General features: G+C 64.1%; 16 protein-coding genes. 9 read left to right on the forward strand and 7 right to left on the reverse strand.

What is annotated here, in order from left to right; genetic code table 11:
• Window positions 1-15: 15 nt before the first annotated feature.
• A complete protein-coding gene (locus AC2CQI_RS25925) occupies window positions 16-693 on the forward strand; it encodes a bifunctional 4-hydroxy-2-oxoglutarate aldolase/2-dehydro-3-deoxy-phosphogluconate aldolase (RefSeq protein WP_075806674.1) in 678 nt (225 codons plus the stop codon).
• Window positions 694-838: 145 nt separating this feature from the next.
• On the opposite strand, the gene AC2CQI_RS25930 is transcribed toward AC2CQI_RS25925, so the two are convergent.
• From AC2CQI_RS25930 to xseA, 7 genes are all read right to left on the reverse strand, one after another.
• Window positions 839-1,867, reverse strand: coding sequence for a DUF6384 family protein (locus AC2CQI_RS25930; RefSeq protein ID WP_484578292.1), 1,029 nt, complete (start codon window positions 1,865-1,867; stop codon window positions 839-841).
• Window positions 1,864-3,006: a merozoite surface protein 3b gene (locus tag AC2CQI_RS25935; protein ID WP_484578293.1), complete on the reverse strand. Its 1,143-nt coding sequence runs from the start codon at window positions 3,004-3,006 to the stop codon at window positions 1,864-1,866. The genes AC2CQI_RS25930 and AC2CQI_RS25935 overlap by 4 nt, the downstream gene beginning before the upstream one ends.
• A gap of 8 nt (window positions 3,007-3,014) precedes the next feature.
• Window positions 3,015-4,409, reverse strand: a complete 1,395-nt coding sequence (locus AC2CQI_RS25940; protein ID WP_484578294.1) for a hypothetical protein — start codon at window positions 4,407-4,409, stop codon at window positions 3,015-3,017.
• 144 nt (window positions 4,410-4,553) lie between these two features.
• On the reverse strand, window positions 4,554-6,506 hold the full coding sequence (locus tag AC2CQI_RS25945) for a methyl-accepting chemotaxis protein (RefSeq protein WP_484578295.1): 1,953 nt from the start codon (window positions 6,504-6,506) through the stop codon (window positions 4,554-4,556).
• A gap of 257 nt (window positions 6,507-6,763) precedes the next feature.
• Window positions 6,764-8,440, reverse strand: a complete 1,677-nt coding sequence (leuA, locus tag AC2CQI_RS25950; protein ID WP_075806679.1) for a 2-isopropylmalate synthase — start codon at window positions 8,438-8,440, stop codon at window positions 6,764-6,766.
• 323 nt (window positions 8,441-8,763) lie between these two features.
• A complete protein-coding gene (locus AC2CQI_RS25955) occupies window positions 8,764-9,588 on the reverse strand; it encodes a peptidoglycan DD-metalloendopeptidase family protein (protein WP_484578296.1) in 825 nt (274 codons plus the stop codon).
• Window positions 9,589-9,592: 4 nt separating this feature from the next.
• On the reverse strand, window positions 9,593-10,972 hold the full coding sequence (gene xseA / locus AC2CQI_RS25960) for an exodeoxyribonuclease VII large subunit (RefSeq protein ID WP_484578297.1): 1,380 nt from the start codon (window positions 10,970-10,972) through the stop codon (window positions 9,593-9,595).
• Between the two features lie 410 nt (window positions 10,973-11,382).
• Here xseA and AC2CQI_RS25965 point away from each other — a divergent pair, with 410 nt between their 5' ends.
• The 8 genes from AC2CQI_RS25965 to AC2CQI_RS26000 are packed head-to-tail and all read left to right on the forward strand — an operon-like array spanning window position 11,383 to window position 21,646.
• Complete coding sequence (locus AC2CQI_RS25965) at window positions 11,383-12,567, forward strand: LuxE/PaaK family acyltransferase (protein ID WP_484578298.1); 1,185 nt, start codon at window positions 11,383-11,385, stop codon at window positions 12,565-12,567.
• 29 nt (window positions 12,568-12,596) lie between these two features.
• Window positions 12,597-12,956 carry an iron-sulfur cluster assembly scaffold protein gene (locus AC2CQI_RS25970; RefSeq protein ID WP_484578299.1) on the forward strand — a complete coding sequence of 120 codons (360 nt, stop codon included), beginning with the start codon at window positions 12,597-12,599 and terminating at the stop codon, window positions 12,954-12,956.
• 11 nt (window positions 12,957-12,967) lie between these two features.
• Window positions 12,968-14,158, forward strand: a complete 1,191-nt coding sequence (locus tag AC2CQI_RS25975) for a cysteine desulfurase family protein (protein ID WP_484578300.1) — start codon at window positions 12,968-12,970, stop codon at window positions 14,156-14,158.
• Complete coding sequence (locus AC2CQI_RS25980) at window positions 14,155-15,867, forward strand: fatty acyl-AMP ligase (RefSeq protein WP_484578301.1); 1,713 nt, start codon at window positions 14,155-14,157, stop codon at window positions 15,865-15,867. The genes AC2CQI_RS25975 and AC2CQI_RS25980 overlap by 4 nt, the downstream gene beginning before the upstream one ends.
• Window positions 15,864-16,208, forward strand: a complete 345-nt coding sequence (locus AC2CQI_RS25985) for an acyl carrier protein (protein ID WP_484578302.1) — start codon at window positions 15,864-15,866, stop codon at window positions 16,206-16,208. Before AC2CQI_RS25980 ends, AC2CQI_RS25985 begins: the two co-directional genes overlap by 4 nt.
• Window positions 16,209-17,258, forward strand: a complete 1,050-nt coding sequence (locus AC2CQI_RS25990) for a flavin-containing monooxygenase (RefSeq protein ID WP_484578303.1) — start codon at window positions 16,209-16,211, stop codon at window positions 17,256-17,258.
• A gap of 29 nt (window positions 17,259-17,287) precedes the next feature.
• Window positions 17,288-20,425 (forward strand): outer membrane lipoprotein-sorting protein, encoded by a 3,138-nt coding sequence (locus tag AC2CQI_RS25995; RefSeq protein WP_484578304.1) that lies wholly within the window; start codon window positions 17,288-17,290, stop codon window positions 20,423-20,425.
• A 3-nt stretch (window positions 20,426-20,428) separates the two neighbouring features.
• A complete protein-coding gene (locus AC2CQI_RS26000; protein ID WP_484578305.1) occupies window positions 20,429-21,646 on the forward strand; it encodes a DUF1302 family protein in 1,218 nt (405 codons plus the stop codon).
• The last annotated feature ends 21 nt before the right edge of the window (window positions 21,647-21,667 follow it).

Consider the following 21,667-nt stretch of genomic DNA (forward strand, 5'->3'; position numbering starts at 1 on the left):
CCAAGGACCCCTGTCATGACCACGCTCGAACGCCCAACGCCATTGCTGACCATGGCCGAAAAGATCGCCCGGATCGACGCGATCTGCGACCAGGCGCGCATCCTGCCGGTGATCACCATCGCCCGCGAGGCCGACATCCTGCCCCTGGCCGATGCCCTGGCCGCCGGCGGCATCCGCACCCTGGAAGTGACCCTGCGCTCCGAGCATGGTCTCAAGGCCATCAAGGTGTTGCGCGAGCAGCGTCCTGAGCTGTGTGTCGGTGCCGGTACGGTGCTGGATCGCTCGCAGTTCGATGCGGTGGAGGAGGCGGGGGCGCAGTTCGTGGTGACGCCGGGGGTGACCCGGGAAATCCTGCAAGCGGGCGTCGAGAGTGATATCCCGCTGCTGCCGGGGATCAGCACGCCGTCGGAAATCATGATGGGCTATGCCCTCGGCTACCGGCGCTTCAAGCTGTTCCCGGCGGAAATCAGCGGCGGTATTGCGGCGATCAAGGCCTATGCCGGGCCCTTTGCCGATGTGCGCTTCTGCCCGACGGGCGGGGTGCGGCCGGATAACCTGCTTAGCTACATGAACCTGCCGAACGTGATGTGCGTGGGCGGGACCTGGATGCTGGACAGTAGCTGGATCCGCAATGGCGACTGGGCTGCGGTGGAGAAGTGCAGTGCCGAGGCGATGGCGCTGCTCGCGGGATAATTTTTGCAACTGGTCGGGATTTGTGGCGATCTCTAGGGCCTCATCGCTGGCAAGCCAGCTCCCACAGGGTCCGTGTGCGCCGCAGAACCCTGTGGGAGCTGGCTTGCCAGCGATGAGGCCAGTCCAAACAGCACAAACCTGGCGGTCAGAACGAATCCAGCACCTTCACCGTCGCCAGCCGCTCCTGGGTAATGGTCCGGTACTTGTCCAGCGCCCGGTCGCCGAACTCCATCCGTGAGCTGAACGCCGGGCTGCTGCCCATGCGTTCCCGGTCGATCCGCACATTGTCGAGCTTTGCCTGCTTGATCCGCTGGTACTGCGCTTCGCTGACCTCGACCCCGGCGACTACCGCAGGCGTCGGCCCGCTGTAGCGGCTGGTCGGGGTGATGAAGTCGACGCTGCGGCCCTGTGCATCGAAGGCCTTGAGGAAGATGAACCAACCCTTGCCTTCACAGGAGTTCGGTTCCGGACAGACTTCGACCCCGGTGGGCAGCCCGGGGACATTGGCCACGTACAGTTGCAGCTCGGGCTCGATGAAGTCGAGCATGGCCTGGAGCTTGGCGAAGGCCTGTTCCAGTGGCTGGCCGCCACGGGGCAGGTACATCGCCTGGGTGGCGAACTCCAGTTGCCCGCGCTGCAGGTCACCCTCGGACAGGGGCATCGCCAGCATGCGGCTGCGCAGTTGCTCGAAGCGGGCTTCGTTCTTTTCCGCTTGTGCACCCGTCACCACGGCCGGGACATTGCCGCCAGCCGGCGGCGCCACTACCACCACGGGCTGCGCGGCTGGCGCGACGGCCTGGGCGAAGCCCCGCTTGAAACCGTGATAGAACGACACGCCGAATGACATCCCGAACATCACCGCGAACGCCAGCATGAACAGCATCCAGCAGCGGAACGCGGTGCTGCTGATCAGGCGCCCGAGAAAGCGCTGCCACAGGGTCATGGCTGGCGCCTCGAACACCAGGCGATGCCTGAAGAACTCGCGTACCCCTTGTGCGACCAGGGCATCGTCGCAGTCGATGCCCTGGCCTTTGTAGTACGCGCGAATCCGCTCCGCCACTTCCGCTTCGCGCCGGGGCAGGTCGAGGTGCTCCTCGACCTCCATGCGGCGGTGGCGCAACTCGTCGACCAGCGCCATGGCGCCCATCTGTTCGGAGAGAAGTCCCTTGCTCATTCCGCGGCCTTGGTCAGCAGTGCGGCGAAGGCGCGTTTGGCGTCCTCGACGGCGATCGCGATGTCCCGCGAGGCGTTGCTGGCCTCGGTGCGGTAGTTGTCGGTGAGGGTCTTCATGTCGCTCTGGAAGGCCAGGGTGGCCTGGGCCAGGGCGCGCACCGAGTCGACCCGCAGGGTCGAGCCGTAGCTGGCCTTGAGGGCATCGTTGAGCTGGTGCTGGGAGCTGGCGCCCAGGGCTTCCAGGCCCTTGCTGATGCCTTCGGTAGTGGCGTTGAGGGTGTGGGTGGCCTCGGCCATGCCCTGGTTGGCGGTGAAGGACACGGCCAGGCTGGTCAGGACGATTTCGTTGGTGGAGAAGAACGAGACCATGCGCTGGTACTGACGCTCCTTGACCATGTGCACCTGGCTGATGCGGGCGAAGACCATTTCTGCGGTGTTGTAGCCGACCCGCAGGTCATCGGCGATGTCCTTGATGATCTGGAAACGCTTGTCTTCGTTCTGCAGTTCGCGCACCGCCAGGTCGCGCTTGAGCTCCAGCGCCGCACGTTCGGCGGCGGGGACTTCTTCCGTGGTAGCCACGGCCTGGTTGGCGGCGTCCAGTTCCTCGCTGCGCCGGGCCATGGACTGGTGGGCCACGGCCAGCACTTCCTGGGCGTTGACCTCGGCATTCTTCATCGCCAGGCGGAAGTCCATGTACGCCTCGAGGATCGCGTTCTCCCGGGCGATCTGCTGATTGGCCGCCTTGCACGCTTCCAGGTAGTGCTTGCGGATGTCCTCGAAGCGGCTGGGGATCGAACCGCGGCGCATGTTCATCCAGGTCAGCTTGAGGCGTTCCATGGTGTCCAGGCGGCCATCCTCCATCCACGAGGCCATGGACGCGGCATCCTCGCGAATCGAGGTGAAGCTGTTGGTGATGTCCATGAAGCGGGTGGACACGTCCATGCCCTCGATCTGCTCGCGGACCATGCTGTTGAAACTGGTGGACTGCTGCAGCACCACTGCGATGCCGGTGACCTTGTCGTTGTCGTAGTGCGCGACCTTGTCCAGCAGGGCCAGGACCGGGGCGTCCTGGACCGGTTTGCCGAGGTCCACGCCGATGGCGCGCAGGCCGGTGATGGCGCGTTCGAGGTATTGGCTCATGGGTGTCCTTACGAGGTGAGGCTTTGATCGGTGATCCGCTGCGCGTCAGGCGCGGCGAGGCTGGCGGGTTGCGCCTGCTCGGTGTCGGTGAACCACTGGCGCTGCTTGTCGAAGACTTCGATCAGGTCGACGGCGCTCAGGTTGCGCTTCATGTAGCTGGCGATCAGGTCGGGATAGTCGAGGCTGGCGGGGTAGCTGTAGAAGCGCTCGGCGTTGTACAGGCAGGGGCACTGTGCTTCGAAGTCTTCGTCCTCTTCATCGTCATGCACGATGTGGTGACAAGCGCAGTTGCACGAGGCATCGCAGGTATTGTCCGTCTTGCGCAGGTCGCGCAAGGCCCATTCCAGCTCCTTGGCGTGCACGTAGTCGTCCATCGCCTGCCCGGTGCGCTCGTTGCTGTTGTCCAGCGTTTCGTTGACCGCATTCAGCGCCTCCCAGTGCCGGTCGAAAGGCTGGCGGTCATCGGGGTGGCGTTCGATGAGGATTTCCATGACCTGGTAGAGGTCTTCTGCGGCGATCTGCTCATCCACCCACTGGGTGATCTCGTTGCCCAGTTCGTCCCGTTCGTCATCGTTGAAGGCGTCGAGCTCGTCGTAGGCATCGTTGGCGCGCCGCTTGGCGGCAATGATCTGCTTGACCAGCAAAGTGAAACGCAAGCCGTCGGGGCCGCTTTTCAGCTTGTCGAGGCCGCTGAGCCAGGAGCTCGCATTGCCGTGCTCGAGGGCCTGGATGCGCTTGGCGCATTCACTGACCAGGTCATTCACGGCGTCGGGCATGGAGCGCAGGATCAGCTCGTTGCGGCGGTTCTCGCGGTAGTTGACCTTGCTCGCCAGCCAGTCGTCGAACGTCCGCCACAGCCCGCTGCGGGCGTAATCGTCGGTGCCATAACGGCGCTTGCGCAGGTAGACGTAGAAGCCGTTGCGCTCGTACGCCGGCATCTTTTCGTCCCGCTCCCTGGCGAGGCGGGCCTGGGACTCGCCAAGGCGTGCGTGTTCGGCAGACAGGTTATCGATACGTTGCTGGTAGTCGGCGAAGTCGGGATTTTCCAGGTACTGGCGCCAGAGTTGCAGTTGCTGCTGTTCGCGCTGGGCGAGCAGCAGGCGAAATTCTCCGACCAGCCGGGTGATGTCCTGTTCTATCGCCTTCAGGGCCTGGCTTGCCTTGGCCACCAGCGCCGCGCGTTGTCCGAGGGCGTGACGGACTTCGCTTTCAAGATGGGCATTGTGCAGCGGTACGTCCGGCTGCTGGCGCAGGTCGGCGATGATGTCCTGGACCGTACTTGTGTGGCGGTGCCAGGCATCGAGCTGCGCCGATTCATGCCCGCCAAGAATGACTTCGTAGTGGCGGACATTGTCTTCCACCAAGGCCAGCAAGGCCCCTGGTGTCAGGTTTTCAGTGCTCACGTCGTCCATGACCTCGATACGGTGAGGGGTAAATAGAGTGGCGGCAGTATACCCAGTGGTGGCGGCAAATTAATGGCGTTTTCCTTCGACGGGGAAATAAAAAACCGCCGGCAAGCGGCGGTTGTAATGATCGCGCGACCTGGATCACGCCACCTTGAAGCGGCTCACCAACTGCTGCTGGTGTTCCGCCAGGCGTGCCAGTTCCTGGCTGGTCACCGCCGTCTGCTGGGCCCCGGCACTGACCTGGATGACCAGGTCGTTGATCTCGTTGACGTTGCGGTTGATGTCCTCGGACACCGCGCTCTGCTCCTCGACGGCCGAGGCGATCTGCAGGGTACGGTCGCTGATGTTGGCCACGCCTTCGGTGATCCGCTCCAGCAGCTCGCCGGCGCGGCCGATGCGCTGGGCGCCTTCCTGGGCCTTGCCGAGGGTGTCGAGCATCGAGGCGTTGGCGCGGTCGGAGCCGGTCTGCAGGTTGCTGATCATCTGCTGGATGCTGCCGGTGGATTCCTGGGTGCGCTGGGCCAGGGTGCGCACCTCGGTGGCGACCACGGCGAAGCCACGACCGTGGTCACCGGCCCGGGCCGCCTCGATGGCTGCGTTGAGCGCCAGCAGGTTGGTCTGGTCGGCGATATCGCGGATCACGTCGAGCACCGAGGTGATGGCGTCGCTTTCCTGCTTGAGGTTGTCGATGATGTCCGCCGTCTGCTCGGCCTGGCCGGACAGTTCGCGGATCAGCTGGATGGTGCCTTCGATTTCTTCGCGGCCCTGGGTGGTGCTGGCGTGGATCTGCTTCGACAGGTCCGCCGCGTCGCTGGTGCTGTGGGCGACATCGCGCACCGTGGCGCTCATTTCGTTGATCGCGGTGGCGACCGACTCGGTGCTCATGCGCTGTTGCTCGACGCTGCGGCTGGTCTGCAGGGTGACCGCCGAGGACTCTTCGGCCGCCGTGGCAACCTGGGTGGTGGCGCTGCCGATTTCCTCGATGACGCTGGTCATCTCCCGGGCCATGCGGTCGAGGTTGTCGGCGATCTGGCCGAATTCGTCCCGGCTGCGGTAGTGGGTGCGCACAGTGAGGTCGCGGTTGGACAGGCCGTTCAGGGTGGCATTGATATCGACCACGGCGTTGCCGATGGCGCGGATGATGATCCACGACAGCAGGGCCACCACCAGCAGCGCCAGCAGCGCGCCGAGGACGGTCAGCCACAGCGCCTGGCTGGCGCGGTCCAGCGCTTCCTGGGCGAGGGCACCGACATTCTGTGCAAGGCTCTTCTCCACTTCGCTCATCTGGTCGATGCGCTGGGTCGAGGTTTCGAACCAGGCTTCCGGGGTGATCGCCAGGGACTGCCCCAGCGGAATCTCGAAGGCCATGCGCTGCAGCCGGCTGACATCGCTGGCGGCACTGGTCTGCAGACGGGCGTCATATTGGTCGAGGAGGGTGGCCGGGACCTTGAGGCGGAAGCCTTCGGAATAGGCGGAATATTCACCGAGGTTGCGACTGAAGCGCGACAGCAGGTTGGCGTCGAAATGGTCCTGGCTGAAGACCAGGCCCAATAACACCCGCTCGCGGCCGGCACGTTCCTTGAGTTCGATGAATTGATTGAGTGCGCCCAGTGCGCGAATGACGCCGGGGTCGCTTACATGGCCTTCGAGTTCATGGGTAAAACCGATCAGGCGTTGAATGAGTGCGGTATAGCGCTCACCGGAAACTGTGCTGGTGATCGCCAGCTTGTCGACGTGCGCACGTAATTGCCCCAGTTCTTCCAGGCTGCCCAGCAGTTTCTTCGTCTCGCTGTTCTGCAGGGCGGAAAGTGCCCTTACGCCTGTGTCGCTGTCCTGGCGCATCTGGCTTAGGCGATCGCCCATGCTCTTGCCCGAACTGCCGATGAACACGCCGCTGGCGCCGCGCTCACGCTGCAGGGTGGTGATCAGCTGGCTGAGGGTTTGTGCCGCAGAACTGGCGTCAACCGTGGCCTGCATGTCGCTGTGGGTCTTGAAGTTGCTGGAGATGAAGAGGGTGGAAAGTATAAGGAATCCACTTAAGGGTAATATCAGGATCAATAACAATTTATAGCGAAGTGGCAGGTTGGTGAGCATGTTTCTATTCCCGAAAAAGTTCTGCAAGGGTTGGCGTACACGAGCGCGCTGATATTGTTGTTTGAGTGATAGCGCATGGCCATTATGGTACGGCCGTGCAGAAAGTGATGGAAGTCAGGAAGTAGGGATAATGTGATTGGGTTTGTATTAAGTGTTGTAAATGAATAAAACAGCTGATCCAGATCATTACTTTATCGCGGGCAAAAAAAATGCCCGCCTGGATGGGCGGGCATTGGTTCGCGCGGTGACTCAGCGCATCACGCGGCCTTGTTGGCGGCCTGCTGGCTCAGGGAACGGTTCAGCGCGCTGAACAGGGCCTTGAAGCTGGCGGTGGTAATGTTTTCATCGATGCCCACGCCGTGGACCGGACGGCCACCGGCAACGCGCAGTTCAATGTACGCCGCGGCCTTGGCATTGGTGCCGGCGCCGATGGCGTGCTCGTTGTAGTCCATGATCTCCACGGCAACCGGCAGGCCGGCGACCAGGGCTTCCAGGGCGCCATTGCCCTTGCCGCGCCAGTGCAGGGTGGTTTCGCCTTCGCCGGCGACTTCCACTTCCACGGCGCTGTGGCCGTTCTCTTCCTGCAGGCGGTGGCTGACCAGTGCGTACGGCGCGTTGGCTTGCAGGTATTCGCGGTGCAGCAGGTTGTAGATCTGCTGGGCGGTCATTTCCAGGCCGAGACGGTCGGTTTCACCCTGGACCACCTGGCTGAACTCGATTTGCATGCGACGCGGCAGGCTGATGCCGTATTCCTGTTCCAGCAGGTAGGTGATACCGCCCTTGCCGGACTGGCTGTTGACGCGGATCACTGCCTCGTAGCTGCGGCCGATGTCGGCCGGGTCGATCGGCAGGTACGGCACTTCCCACAGGGTGTCTTCCTTCTGCTGGGCGAAGCCCTTGCGGATGGCATCCTGGTGCGAGCCGGAGAACGCGGTGTGGACCAGGTCGCCGACATACGGGTGACGCGGGTGCACCGGCAACTGGTTGCACTCCTCGACGACCTTGCGCACGCCGTCGATATCGGAGAAGTCCAGCTCAGGGTCGATGCCCTGGGTGTAGAGGTTCAGGGCCAGGGTCACCAGATCGACGTTGCCGGTACGCTCGCCGTTGCCGAACAGGCAGCCTTCGGCGCGGTCGGCGCCGGCCATCAGGCCCAGCTCGGTGGCGGCGATGCCGGTGCCGCGGTCGTTGTGGCAGTGCAGGCTGATCAGCACGCTGTCACGACGGTTGACGTTGCGGCAGAACCACTCGATCTGGTCGGCGTAGACGTTCGGCGTCGAGACTTCGACGGTGGCCGGCAGGTTGAGGATGATCTTGTGTTCCGGGGTCGGGTTCCACACCTCGATCACTGCGTCGCAGACTTCCTTGGCGAATTCCATTTCAGTGGCGCTGAAGGTTTCCGGCGAGTACTGGAAGGTCCACTGGGTTTCCGGCTGCTGGGCAGCGTACTTGACGAACAGCTTGGCCGCGTTCACCGCGATGTCCTTCACGCCTTGCTTGTCCTGGTTGAAGACGATGCGGCGGAACGACGGGCTGGTGGCGTTGTACAGGTGGACGATGGCCTTCTTCGCCCCGCGCAGGGATTCGAAGGTGCGCGAGATCAGGTCTTCGCGGGCCTGGGTCAGCACCTGGATGGTGGTGTCGTCAGGGATGTGGCCGTCTTCGATCAGGGTGCGGACGAAGTCGAAGTCGGTCTGCGAGGCGGACGGGAACGATGCTTCGATTTCCTTCACGCCCACGCTGACCAGGGTCTTCCAGAAGCGCAGTTTCTTTTCCGAGTCCATCGGCTCGATCAGCGACTGGTTGCCGTCGCGCAGGTCGGAGCTGCACCAGATCGGCGCCTGGGTGATGGTCTTCGACGGCCAGGTACGATCAGGCAGGTCGATGGTCGGGAAGGCGCGGTATTTCTTCGAAGGGTCTTTGAGCATGGACATGAGAGCAATCCTTTAAATGCGGCCTGGAACGGGCCTGCCGAAAATAGAAATTCTGGAATGGGCGAGGCGACGCGATTCAGCTTGGTAGTCGTGCACTGACCAGGCAAAGGCTGCGGTGTTGGCGAAGGAGGATAAGCGTTTCAAAGGTTTTCATGCCTTCAACCCTACCCAGTGAGGTGAAAGATGGCAAGCACCTCGAAAAAATTGATAGAAATGTGCGAGATCTGACTTTTATCGGCATTTAATCGCGTTCCGCAACGAAAAAGACCGCGTCGGTTGCGCGGTCTTTTTGATTGGCGCAACCGCGCCGTCGGGCTTGTTGCTCAGGGCTGGAAGGCACCGATGAAAATCGCCGGGTCAACCCGCGCATCGTTGAGGCTGATGTTCCAGTGCATGTGCGGTCCGGTGGCCCGGCCGGTAGAGCCGACCTTGCCGACCACCGCACCGCGGGTCAGCACCTGGCCCGGTTTCACATCGATCTTCGACAGGTGGCAGAACATGCTGATGAAGCCCTGGCCGTGATCGACGAACACCGTGTTGCCATTGAAGAAGTAGTTGCCGGTGAGGATCACCTTGCCGTTGGCCGGGGTCTTGATCGGTGTGCCTGCGGGCACGGCGAAGTCCAGGCCCGAGTGCGGGTTGCGTTCTTCGCCATTGAAGAAGCGGCGCACGCCGAAACGGCTGGACAGCGGGCCGCTGACCGGCTTGTCGAGGATCAGGTTGCTCGGGGTGCCCGGGCTGAAGCTGCGGTAGGCCTTGATCTGCTCGGCCAGTTCGGCGTCGATGCGCTTGAGGTCGGCGGGGTTCGGGTTGACCTGGCGCTGGTTCTTCAGGGTGATGTGCTGTTCCTGGTACTTCTTGCTGCCCACGGTGAAGTTCAGGGTGCGGTTGCCCTGGGTGAGGCTGGCGCTGCCGGGCTTTTGGGTCAGGGGAATGCCGACGATGGCCAGCCAGTTGTTCTGTTCCTTCACGACCAGCACCGGCTTGCCGTCGAAGCGTGCGGTCAGTGGCTGGGCCGAGGGGCCGAGGTCGACCACCGCGACGCCGCCGGGCACCGGCTTGTTCAACTGGCGGGTGATGTAGCTGGCCTGGGCGCTGCTGGCGAAGGCCAGGCACAGCAGGAGAAAGGCGCAAAGCAGTCGTGGCATGGGTTCAGTCCAGAAGGGAAAGCGTGACCGGAGTCTGGTGGTTGTCCTCGACCCGCACCAGCAGTTCGCCTTCGCCGAGGCGGGCTTTCAGGCGCTGGCCGTTCTGCGTTTGCGCGGCGCTGCGAATCGCCTGGCCGCGCTCGTCGAGGAGGATGCTGTAGCCGCGGCCGAGGGTCGCCAGCGGGCTGACCACTTCGAGCATCTGCACCTGGGCCTGGAGGTGCTGGCGGCGGTCCTTGAGGGTTTCGCGCATGGCCCGGGGCAGGCGTTCGGAAAGGTTGTCCAGGCGCTGCTTGAGCAGGGCCAGGGCGCGTCCCGGATGCTGCGCGGCGAGGCGGGTGTCGAGACGGGCCAGGCGCTCGCGGCGCTGATCGAGGCGACGCTCGAAGGCACGGCGCAGGCGCATGTCCAGGTCATCAAGGCGTTGGGCCTGCTGGCGCAGCCGCTCGCCCGGATGACGCAGGCGTCGGCTCAGGCCATCGAGGCGCAGGCGGTCGTGCATCAGGCGGTTCTGCATGCGCAGCAGCAGGCGCCGTTGCAGGCTTTCCAGGCGGCGTTGCAGATCGCTGCTGTCCGGCGCCAGCAGTTCGGCTGCGGCGGACGGGGTCGGGGCGCGGACGTCGGCGACGAAATCGCTGATCGACACATCGGTTTCATGACCCACGGCGCTGACGATCGGCGTCACGCAGGCGGCGATGGCGCGGGCCACGACTTCCTCGTTGAAGCACCAGAGGTCTTCCAGCGAGCCGCCGCCGCGGGCCAGGATCAGCGCGTCGAAGCCCTGGGCATCGGCCTTCTGGATGGCGCGGACGATCTGCCCGATGGCTTCGCGGCCCTGCACGGCGGTGGGCAGCAGGTTCAGTTCGACCTGTGGGGCGCGACGGCGGAACACGCTGATGATGTCGCGGATCACCGCGCCGGTGGGCGAACTGATGATGCCGATGCGCTGCGGGTGGGCGGGCAACGGGCGTTTGCGTTCGGCGGCGAACAGGCCCTCGGCGCTGAGCTTTTCCTTCAGCGCCTCGAAGGCCAGGCGCAGGGCGCCATCACCGGCCGGCTCGACGGTGTCGAGGATCAGCTGGTAGTCGCCGCGTCCCTCGAACAGCGAGACCTTGCCACGCACCTTGACCGCCAGGCCGTCACGCAGGGCCTGGCGGACCCGCGCGGCGTTGTTGCGGAACAGCGCACAGCGCACCTGGGCACCGCTGTCCTTCAGGGTGAAATAGACATGGCCGGAAGCCGGGCGGGCGAGGTTGGATATCTCGCCCTCGACCCAGATGCTGCTGAAAACATCTTCCAGCAGCACGCGGGCGCGGCCGTTGAGTTGGCTGACGGTGAGCACTTCACGGTCGAGGCCGAGGCGTTCGAAAGGGTCTCTGATCATGGGGTGGGACTATAAAGGATCGCGCAATCCCATGGGAACGATAACCAACCTTGAAGAAATTACAGGGTTTCTTGCAGGTCATGGCTTGACCCTGAAGTCACTAGAGGGTTTATCGTCCATCCATCGAAGTACCCAAGGCCCCCGCAAACCACCCTGGTTTGTGAATTTCAACAAGGATGTTGATGCAATGAAAGATCCCTGACGCCCCTCGTTGATTATCCGAAATCTTATCGATTCGGAAACTTGCCTGTTCGTTCGTACAACCAGACTTGCTTGTTCAAGACTGTCGTTGCGCTGTCGGCCGGGCGCTGAAAAAACATTCAACAAAAGATCGAACTCTGGTTGTTCGGTCTGTGGTCCCCTGCGCTTGTGTGTTCTTAAAACAACCATCAATGGAAATGAGGAACTTCATGAACAACCGTGACTTTTCGGCTTCTCTGAAAGAGCTGGGTATCGACCCGCTTAAAGCGGCCGTTGCTTCGGTGTCGGAACTTTATCGCCTGCCGCAGGCGCGGCTCGATGACATCAAAACCTCGCTGATCGTCGAGGCCTTCCGCTTTCATTACCGTAATAACGCTTATTACCGCCAGGCCTGCGAGAGCAAGGGCATCCATGAACACAGCATTGCAACTTACGAGGACCTGACCCGCATCCCGCTGGTGCCGATCGCCAAGTTCAAATCCGCCAGCAGCCATGAACTGCTGTCCAAGCCGCTGGCGCAGATCGAACACGAGATGCGCAGTACCGGCACCAGCGGTATCCCGAGCATTTCCCGGCGTTGCCACGAGACCGTGGATGTCGCGGTGGTTGCCATCTACGCGATGTATCGCGAGTTCCTCGGCATCTCCAAGGGCGCTGGCCTGTATATCTGCCCGTCCACCGAGGAAATCCCGGAGATGGGCATGATCAAGGCGCTGAACATGCTCGCCGGGTTGCTCGACACTCACGAATTCATGGTCAAGGAGGAGCGCTTCGTTCCCGAGCAGGCCATCGCCCAGCTCAAGGGCTGGGAAAACCAGTTCACACGCCACATCATCGGCCCGCCCTTCCTGATCTACCGCCTGCTGCAGTTCCTCAAGCAGACCGGCCAGCGCCTGGACCTGGACCGTGGCAGCCGGGTGATCACCCTCGGCGGCTGGAAACGCTTTACCGGGCAGATGATCTCGCGCCGCGAATTCAACCTGATGTGCCAGGAATACCTCGGCATCGATCCGGGCTCGGTACGGGACATCTATGCCCTGGTGGAATCCAACGTCATGGCCATCGATGACGAGCACCAGATCAAGCATGTCTCGCCCTACGTGCACTTCACCGTGCGCGACATGAATGACCTGAGCCGCGAAGTGGCGCCGGGCGAGAAGGGCGTGCTGGGGATTCTCGATCCGCTGGCACTGGCCACCCCGGGGATGATCCTGACCGAGGACATCGTGGTCCTGCTGCCGGGTGAAAGCCCGTCGGGCCGCAGTGGCCAGCGCATGGAGTACATCATGCGTGCGCCGTCTTCCCTGGAGTTCGGCTGCTGTGCGGTGAACCTGGAAAAAACCATGGATGGACAAACGTCCGACGAAGCGTCGGTGTGCCCGATCGCCAGTTGATAAGTGTGGACCTCGCAAAAGGACATTGTATGTTCAACGATATTATTGTCAGAAACTTCTCCGACCCCGTCTATGCCGCGGAACTTGATGAACAGGCCGCGACTATCGAACTGGGCAATCCCGTGTGCGGTGATCGTATTCGCGTGCAGTTCGAAGTGATCGACAACGCGATCCGTGGTGTGCGTTACCAGGCCTGGGGCTGCGCAACTTCCCTGGCCACCGGAAATATATTCTGCGCCGAAATAGACGGTAAATCCCTGGACCATATCGAGCATATCGACAGTACCGACATGCAACGGATGCTGGGCGAGATCGAACCTTCGCAACACCATTGCCTGGAAATGCTCAATTCACTCTTTACCCGGCTACGGCAATACAACGCCGCCTGAGGAAGAACAGGATGTCGACTCTCGGTTATTTCGATTACAACGCCACGACGCCGATGTACAAGGAAGCTTCCCACGCCCTGAGTGAAGCCCTGGCGCATTTCGGCAACCCGTCGAGCGTCTATACGCTGGCCCGGCAGAACCGCAACGCCCTGGCCACCGCACGGCAACAGGTCGCCGGTCTGATGAACTGCGCGCCGGCCGAGCTGACCTTCACCTCGGGAGGCACCGAGGCCAACAACTGGGCGATCAAGGGCGCCTTGCTGGCCTGCGGCGCCATCGGTCGGGTGGCCCGCCCGACCCATATCGTCATCTCGGCGATCGAGCATTCCTCGATCCTGGAGATCGCGGCTCATCTGGAGCGCTGCTTCGGGTTCGAAGTCACCCGCCTGGCACCAGACCGCGAGGGCCTGGTCAGCGCCGAACGGGTGCACCAGGCGCTGCGCGACGACACCCGGCTGGTCTCGATCATGCTGATGAACAATGAAGTCGGCACCTTGCAGCCGGTGGGCGAGATCGCCCGGGTGCTGAAGGGGCGCGGTATCCACTTCCATGTCGATGGCGTGCAGGCCGTGGGCAAGATCCCGGTGGATGTGCAGGCGCTGGGCATCGATACCCTGTCATTCGCCGGCCACAAGTTCTGCGGGCCCAAGGGCATTGGCGGGTTGTACCTGCGCAATGGCGTGGTGCTCGAACCGCTGCTGCACGGCGGTGGCCAGGAGGGGGGCCTGCGCGGCGGAACCGAGGCGTCGGCCCTGGTTACCGCCATGGGTGTGGCCGCCGAAGTGGCCGCTGCGGCCATGCCCGACACCATCGCGCGGATGGGCGTCTATCGTGCCCATCTGATCGAGCAATTGCAGCGGCGTATCCCTGGGGTGACCGTGCATGGCTCGGCGGACCCGGCCAGGCAGGCACCCAATACCCTCAGCCTGTGCTTCGCCGGGATCCGCGCCGAGTCCCTGGCCGCCCTGCTGGACCAGATGCATGGCATCCAGGTCTCGCTCGGTTCGGCCTGCTCCAGCAACAACGCCAAGTCCCTGTCCCATGTGCTGCTGGCCATGGGCCTGGACGAGGCGGCGATCCAGGCGACGATGCGCGTCAGCCTCGGCCCGCTGACCTGCGAGCACAGCCTGGAGCGTTTCGTCGACGCGGTCGAGGCGGGGATCGGCATGCTGCGGCGGATCAGCGGGGAGGTGCCGGCATGATGCCTCTGGATCGCGCCATGACCATCCTCGACTGCCTCGACCATTACGCGGCCTGCCAACCCGAGGCGCCGGCCTACACCTTCGTCGGGCACCAGGACGATGACCGCCAGGTGCTCAGCTATGGCGAACTGCACCAGCGCGCCACGGCTTACGCGGCGGTGCTGGAACAGGCGGGCCTGGCGCAGCGCAATGTGCTGTTGCTGTTCCCCACCGGGCTGGACTTCATCATCGGTTTCTTTGCCTGCGCTTATGCGCAGGCGGTATCGATCCCGGCCAATCTGGCGCGCAACAGCCATCACTTCACCCGGCTCGGGCAGATCGTGGAAAACGCCGGTGCCGTGGCGGTACTGACCGTGGCCGAGCTTCAGGGCTCGATCGCCGAAGGCCTGGGCCAGCGCGATGACCTGGCGTTTTATTGCGAGCCGCCTGCGCCAGCCCAGGCTGCCTCTTCGCTGGAGCGGCCCGGCGCCGGGCAACTGGCGTTCATCCAGTACACCTCCGGCTCCACTGGTATGCCCAAGGGTGTGATGATCCGGCACGGGCAACTGGTTGCCAACGAGCGCGCCATCCAGTCGGTATCGCGCTTGCAGGAAGGGTTCACGGGGGCCGGCTGGCTCCCGCAGTTCCATGACATGGGCCTGATCGGCGCGTTGTTGCAGCCCATCGCCCTGGGCGGTCACTACCTGTTCATGTCGCCGCTGCATTTCCTGCAGCGGCCACTGCGCTGGCTGGCCCTGCTCAGCCAGAGCAAGGCGGTGGCCACCGCAGCGCCGAACTTCGCCCTGGCCCTGTGCGTGCAGGCCGAGGTCGATGAGCGCAGCGCTGCGCAACTGGATCTGTCGGTGCTGCGCATTGTCTTTTGCGGGGCCGAACCGATCAGTGCCACGGTGTTGCAGCGGTTCGAGGAGAAGTTCGCCGCTTTCGGGCTGCGTCCCGGGACGGTCGTGCCTTGCTACGGGCTGGCCGAAGCCACCTTGATCGTCTCCGGCGGCGTGGCGGCTGATGGCCGCCGGATCCTTGAGCGTGAGCACAAGGCGCTGGTCAGCTGTGGCCCGGCGGTGCGCGACCACCGGGTGGCGATCGTCGATCCCGAAACCCGCGCCCTGCTCGACGACGGCGAGACCGGCGAGGTGTGGTTCTCCGGCCCCAGTGTCGCTTCGGGCTACTGGGCCAACGCCGAGGCCAGCACCGCCACCTTCGCGGCGCTGACGGCCTGCGGCCAGGGCCCGTGGATGCGCACTGGCGACCTGGGCTTCATCCATGACGGCGGCCTGTATATCGCCGGACGGATCAAGGAGCTGATCATCCTGCGCGGACGCAACTTCCACCCCCATGACCTGGAAGCCAGCCTGCGCGATGCGCTGCCGGCGTCCGGCGAAGCGGCTGTCGCGGTGTTCGCCGTGGAGGATGGCGTGGCGCCGCGGGTGGTTGCCTACGTTGAGTTCCCGCGGCGCGACCGCAGTGCCGCCGGGCTGGACTTCACCCAGCTCGGTCGGCAACTGCGGGCTGCGCTGATGAGCGCCCACGAAGTGCGCCTGGACGACATCGTCTTTCTTTACCAGGGTGCCATTCCCCGCACCTCCAGCGGCAAGATGCAGCGTCATCTGTGTGCCGCCCGCTACCTGGACGGCAGCATCGAGAGCCATCGCCTGCTGCTCCATTCCACCCGTCAATCCACCCCATCCCGCCTGGAGGCCGTCGCGCCATGAATGCCGAATCGATGCTCACCACTGCGCTGCCAGATGCTTCCTGGTCCAGCGAGGAAGGCCTGGCCGCGGTCAACGCGCTGATCAAGACCCGCCTGCGGGACTACCTGCGGGTCCATCAGCCGGACTTCGCCGAGGAGATCCACGACAACCTGTCCTTCGACTATATCGGCCTCGACTCGGTGGCCCGGGTCGAACTGATCGCGGCGCTGGAACGGCATCTGGATATCGCCCTCGATCCGACAGCGGCCTATGACTTCGTCACCGCCGGTGCGCTGGCCAGCTTCGTCTGGTCCGAGCTGTCCGGCGAATCCCTCGACCTGAAAGCCACCCTGGGGGTTTGAATGCTCGACTGTCTCGTTATCGGCGGCGGGCAATCGGGCCTGCTGTGTGGACATCTCCTGGCGCGGGCCGGCATCGACTACTGGGTGGTCGATGCCGGCCCGCGGGGGGGCGAGGTCTGGCGGCAACGCCCGGCCAGCCTGCGCCTGTTCACCTCGCGGCAGTTCTGCCGCCTGGCGGACCTGGACATGCCCGGGGATCCGCAGGGCTACGCCTCGGGCCAGGAGTTCGCCGACTACCTGGAGGCGTTCGCCGCGACCAAGCAGGTGCGGGTGTCGTTCGCCACACGTGTGCTGCGCCTGGGGGCGATCGCGGGTGGTTTCGAGGCGCTGCTCGACACGGGCGAAGTCCTGCAGTGCCGCAGCGTGATCAACGCCACCGGTTCCAACCAGGCCCCGGTGATTCCCGACTTCGCCCGTGCCCTGGACGAACACGTGGTGCAACTGTCGGCCGGGCAGTTTCGCGACGCCGGCGTCATGCCTGCCGGTTCGCGGATCGCCGTGGTCGGTGACGGTGCCAGCGGGCGCCAGATCGCCCAGGAACTGGCCGGCCGGCACCGGGTGCTGCTGGCCTGCGGGCGTCAGCGCAAGCTGGTGCCCAACCGGGTCCTGGGCAAGGACGTGTTCTGGTGGTTGAACAAGGCGGGAATATTGTCCGCCGCTCACGATAGCCGGGTGGCCGGGATTATCAGGAAGCGTGATCCCATTCCGGTGGCGAGTGCCAATAATCCGCAACTTGCAAAGTTGGGTGTGCACATAAAACCCCGTGTCATCGATGCCGATGCCAGCGCTCTCGCGTTCCAGGACCAGAGTCGCGAAGCGGTCGATTGCGTGATCTGGTGCAACGGTTACCGGGAAGACACCAGCTGGCTCGCATTGCCCGGTGCAGAAGGGTTTGGCGCTGGTATCGGGCATCTGGGCCGGACCCCGCAGCCGGGCTTTTTCCTGATGGGGCGCAAGTGGCTGAGCTGTCGTGCTTCGGAACTTGTAGTGGGTGCCAATGACGATGCGGCCCGTGTCGTCGGCTATGTCCGGGCACATCTGGGCAACTAATCGAAGTTCATCTAAAGGATGAGTTGATCATGATAGGAAATACGGTTGCCTGGATCGTCAGATCCAGGTTGTGGGTGCTTGTTGCCCTGAGTTTGGCCACCGTGCTGTTCGCCACCCAGGTTCGCAACCTGCAGATCGTCATCAATCCCAACACCATGTTGCCCCAGGCGCACCCGAGCGTGATCGGCACCAACCTGGCCGAGACGCTGTTCGGCTCCAAGCATGTGGTGGTCATCGGGATCAGTCCGGCGGACGGCGGCAGCGCCCTGACGCCGCGCATCCTCGGGACGCTCGATCAGCTGTCCCGCGAGGTCGCGGTGTTGCCCGGGGTCAAGGGGCATACCCTGATGAGCGTGACGGCGGGCAAGGCCAAGTCGATCGCAGGCAGTGCCGACGAGATGCACGTCGACCCGCTGCTCGACACGCCCATCGACGCCGGCGCCATCGCCCGCCTGCAAGAGCACATCGCCAGCAACCCGGTGTATCGCGGCACCCTGGTCTCGGAGGACGGCAGCCTGGTGTCCCTGTCGTTCGCCATCCATGCCGACCAGGGCGGCTTCCGCAAGATCATGGACGGTGTGCAGAACACCATCGATGCGCACCAGGCGGATGACATCAGGATCACCGCCAGCGGTTCGCCGGTGTTCTTCGCCGCCGTGGAACGCTTCGCCCAGCGCATGGCGATCCTGTTTCCCATCGCCCTGGTGATCATCGGCCTGATCCACCTGGAAGCCTTCCGCACCGTGCAAGGCCTGATCCTGCCCCTGCTCACCGCCGTGCTCGCGGTCATCTGGGGCCTGGGCATCATGGGCGCGGTCGGGGTGCCGATGGACGCCTTCAACGCGACCACGCCGATCCTGATCCTGGCGGTTGCCGCCGGGCATGCCGTGCAGATCCTCAAGCGCTATTACGAGGAATACGAGCGCCTCACCCGGGAGGGGACCGGTGGTACGCCGCAGCACATCAACGACCGGGCGATCATCCAGTCCCTGAGCCGGGTCGCCCCGGTGATGCTGACGGCGGGCGGCGTGGCGGCGCTGGGCTTTTTCTCCCTGGTCACGTTCGAGATCGCCACCATCCGCACCTTTGGCCTGTTCACCGGCCTGGGCATTCTCAGTGCGCTGTTCATCGAACTGACCTTCATCCCGGCCTTGCGCAGCTACCTGCCAGCCCCTGCGGTCAAGCCCCAGGCCGCCAGCGGGCCACGGGTCTGGGATCGCCTCGCCGACCGGCTGACCTCGCTGATTCTCAAGCGCCGCGGCCTGATCGTCTCGCTGTTCATGGGCGCCGCGCTGCTCTCGCTGATCGGCCTGCAATTCCTCAACAAGGAAAACTCCACCAAGAGCTATTTCGGCAGCCGCCTGGCGGTGTACCAGGATGACGAGTTCCTCAACCGCAAGCTGGCCGGCACCAACACCCTCTACGTAGTGTTCCAGGGCGACCAGGCCGACAGCTTGAAGGACCCGCGTACCCTGCGCCTGATCGAGGATACCCAGCGCTTCGTCGAGACCCTGCCGGAGGTGGGCAAGACCACCTCCATCGTCGACTTCATCAAGCAGATGAGCCAGTCGATGAACGAGGGCGACCCGCGTTACTACCGCGTGCCGGAATCCCGGGACATGGTTTCGCAGTACCTGCTGCTGTACTCGATGTCAGGTGATCCGACCGACTTCGACGCCTATATCGACTACGAATACCGCAATGCCAGCCTGATCGTCTGGACCCGCAACGACAGCAGCACCTACGCCGCCGGGCTGGTGGAGGCGATCCGCGGTTACGTCGAGGAGCGCCTGCCGCCTGGGGTCAAGGTGCAGATCGGCGGCAGCGTGCCACAGTCGTCGGCGCTGAGCGAAACCCTGGTCCATGGCAAGATCATGAACATCCTGCAGATGATGGGGGTGATCTTCCTCGCCGGCGCCCTGGCGTTCCGTTCGCTGGTCGGCGGCCTGTACCTGGTGGTCCCGCTGGCGGTCACGGTACTGGTCAACCTCGGCGTGATGGGCGCCACCGGCATCCCGCTCAACACCCCCAACTCGGTGGCCTCGGCCATGGCCATCGGCATCGGCGCCGACTACGCCATCTACATCCTTTACCGCATGCGCGAGGAACTGCGCCGGGTCGGCGATTTCGACCAGGCCCTGCAGGAAACCATGCGCACTGCGGGCAAGGCGGTGGTCTACGTGGCCACGGCGATCGCTGGTGGCTACTCGGTGCTGATGCTCTCGTTCAACTTCTACATCCATATCTGGTTCGGCTTCCTCATCGTCCTGTCGATGATCGTCAGCGCGCTCTGCGCCCTGGTGCTGATCCCGGCGCTGATGAAGGCCTTTCCGCCGTCCTTCCTGCGAGATCCGAGCATGAAAAAGCCACTTTCCGGCGCGGTCCTGCCGTTGCTGTTCGTCGTTGCCGTCGGGCTGTTCCGGCCAGATGCCGCCCAGGCCGCGGAGGCCGACGAGATCATGGCGCGCAGTTACCAGGCCACGCGCATGGACAGCTCCCTGTCGCAGTCGACCTTCACCCTGACCAGCGCCTCCGGCCAGGAGCGGGTGCGCAAGACCTTCGCCGCAACCCGCCTGCAGGACGATGGCGCGCACAACCGCCGGGTCATCCGCTTCCTGTCGCCGGGGGATGTGCGCAACACCACCACGCTGATCATCGAGAAGGCCGCGCAGGATGACGTGTGGGTCTACCTGCCGACCCTGAAGAAGGCCCGGCGCCTGGCCAGCAGCAACAACAACCGCAGCTTCGTCGGCACCGACCTGACCTACGGCGACCTGATCGGCCACAAGCCACAGGACTGGACTCATCGCTTGCTGCGCGAGGAAACCTGGGACGGCGTGCCCACCCGGGTGATCGAGTCGCTGCCGAAAACCGCGGAGATCGCCAGCAATACCGGCTATTCGAAACGCATCAGCTGGGTCGCCAACGACTCCTTCGTGGCGCTGAAATCGGAGCTCTACGATGCCGGCCAGGCCTTGCAGAAGACCGTGCTGAGCAGCGAGCTGAAAGCGGTGGACCCGGCGCGGCAGAAGTACCAGCCGATGCTGGTGAAGGTCAGCAACCACCAGACCGGCCACTCGACCACGGTGCGCATGGACAGCTTCGACGCCAATGTCGTGGTGAGCGACAACTACTTCAGCAACGGCTACCTCGAACGGCAAGAGTGAATCATGCGCGCCCATCTGCTTATGTTGCTGGCCAGCGCCGGGGTCGTCCTCAGTGACGGCGCCCGTGCCCAGGGCCTGCCGTACGGCGAGTGCCGTACGGGTTACTGGTCATCCAGCCGCAACCTGGACGACCGTGGGGATATCGCCAAGGGCACCTGCCTGGTCAACTGGAATCTCGATCTTGCCGAGGAGGTGCGCCTGGTGCTGGCCGCACGCGCCGGGGTCAACGACAGTGCCAGGGCTGATGGCTACAGCGGCCGCCTGCGCGAGGGCTACGTCGAGACCGGCAACGATGCCTGGCGCTGGCGGGTGGGGCGGCAGATCATCGCCTGGGGTCGCTCCGACCGGATCAATCCCACCGACTACCTGTCGCCCCGCGACCTGACCCTGCTGGTGCCCGAGGACGAGGAACAGCGCCTGGGAATCAACGCCGTGCAGGTGCGTCATGGTTTCGACGACAGCCTGTCGCTTACGGCGGTGCTGGCGGATTTCGAGGCCAACCGCATGCCCACCGGAACCTTGCCTGCCAATCTCGACAAACGCGAGCAACCCCATGCCCTGGAAGCGGCGCTGAAACTGGACCATGCCGGCGACAGTCTCGACTGGTCGCTGTCCTGGTTCGATGGCTACGAGCGGGCGCCGCGTTATCAGGCGGTGCTGGCGCCGGCTCCGCGCTTCATCAGTGCCTACGAGCGCAAGCGGGCGGTCGGCGCCGACTTCGCCTGGGCGACGGAGGAGTGGACGGTCCGCGGCGAATTCGCCCACGAGCGTCTGCAACTGGAGTGCTCGGGCTGCCGGGACGAGCGGCGCAAGGTCAGCCGGATCGTGGTCGGTGCCGACCGCAACTTCGGCGAATCGGCCAACTTCAACCTGCAGCTGTTCGGGGTGTTCCGTGATTATCGGGAGCCGGCCGACAGCGGTTTGCTGCGCCTGATCGAGGAGGGTACGGACCGGCTCAACTCCGAGTTCGGCCAGCGCGACTGGGGGCTGACCACGCGGGTTTCCGACATGTTTCTGAACGAGCGGCTGAAGCTGGAGCTGTCGGCGGCGGTCGATCTGACCGGAAGCAGCTATGTGGTGCGGCCGCGGGCCAGTTATGCGCTGACCGATTCGGTGAAGCTGGGGGCGGGGGTGGATCACTTCCATGGCGCCCGGCAGAGCTACTTCGGGGTGAGGAAGAAGAACAGCGTGACATTCATGGAGGTGAGCCTGGTGTTTTAGGACCGGGGGTGGACCTTGTGG

The organism is Pseudomonas sp. P2S-1 (assembly GCF_057197725.1).

Bases quoted from the DNA above. Each gene is read 5' to 3' on its own strand.
- AC2CQI_RS25935 (WP_484578293.1), bottom strand. From the start codon at position 3,006: ATGAGCCAATACCTCGAACGCGCCATCACCGGCCTGCGCGCCATCGGC.
- AC2CQI_RS25945 (WP_484578295.1), bottom strand. From the start codon at position 6,506: ATGCTCACCAACCTGCCACTTCGCTATAAATTGTTATTGATCCTGATA.
- AC2CQI_RS25970 (WP_484578299.1), top strand. From the start codon at position 12,597: ATGTTCAACGATATTATTGTCAGAAACTTCTCCGACCCCGTCTATGCC.
- AC2CQI_RS25995 (WP_484578304.1), top strand. From the start codon at position 17,288: ATGATAGGAAATACGGTTGCCTGGATCGTCAGATCCAGGTTGTGGGTG.
- AC2CQI_RS25985 (WP_484578302.1), top strand. From the start codon at position 15,864: ATGAATGCCGAATCGATGCTCACCACTGCGCTGCCAGATGCTTCCTGG.
- xseA (WP_484578297.1), bottom strand. From the start codon at position 10,972: ATGATCAGAGACCCTTTCGAACGCCTCGGCCTCGACCGTGAAGTGCTC.
- AC2CQI_RS25925 (WP_075806674.1), top strand. From the start codon at position 16: ATGACCACGCTCGAACGCCCAACGCCATTGCTGACCATGGCCGAAAAG.
- AC2CQI_RS25980 (WP_484578301.1), top strand. From the start codon at position 14,155: ATGATGCCTCTGGATCGCGCCATGACCATCCTCGACTGCCTCGACCAT.
- AC2CQI_RS25955 (WP_484578296.1), bottom strand. From the start codon at position 9,588: ATGCCACGACTGCTTTGCGCCTTTCTCCTGCTGTGCCTGGCCTTCGCC.
- AC2CQI_RS26000 (WP_484578305.1), top strand. From the start codon at position 20,429: ATGCGCGCCCATCTGCTTATGTTGCTGGCCAGCGCCGGGGTCGTCCTC.
- AC2CQI_RS25975 (WP_484578300.1), top strand. From the start codon at position 12,968: ATGTCGACTCTCGGTTATTTCGATTACAACGCCACGACGCCGATGTAC.
- AC2CQI_RS25930 (WP_484578292.1), bottom strand. From the start codon at position 1,867: ATGAGCAAGGGACTTCTCTCCGAACAGATGGGCGCCATGGCGCTGGTC.
- AC2CQI_RS25965 (WP_484578298.1), top strand. From the start codon at position 11,383: ATGAACAACCGTGACTTTTCGGCTTCTCTGAAAGAGCTGGGTATCGAC.
- AC2CQI_RS25990 (WP_484578303.1), top strand. From the start codon at position 16,209: ATGCTCGACTGTCTCGTTATCGGCGGCGGGCAATCGGGCCTGCTGTGT.
- leuA (WP_075806679.1), bottom strand. From the start codon at position 8,440: ATGTCCATGCTCAAAGACCCTTCGAAGAAATACCGCGCCTTCCCGACC.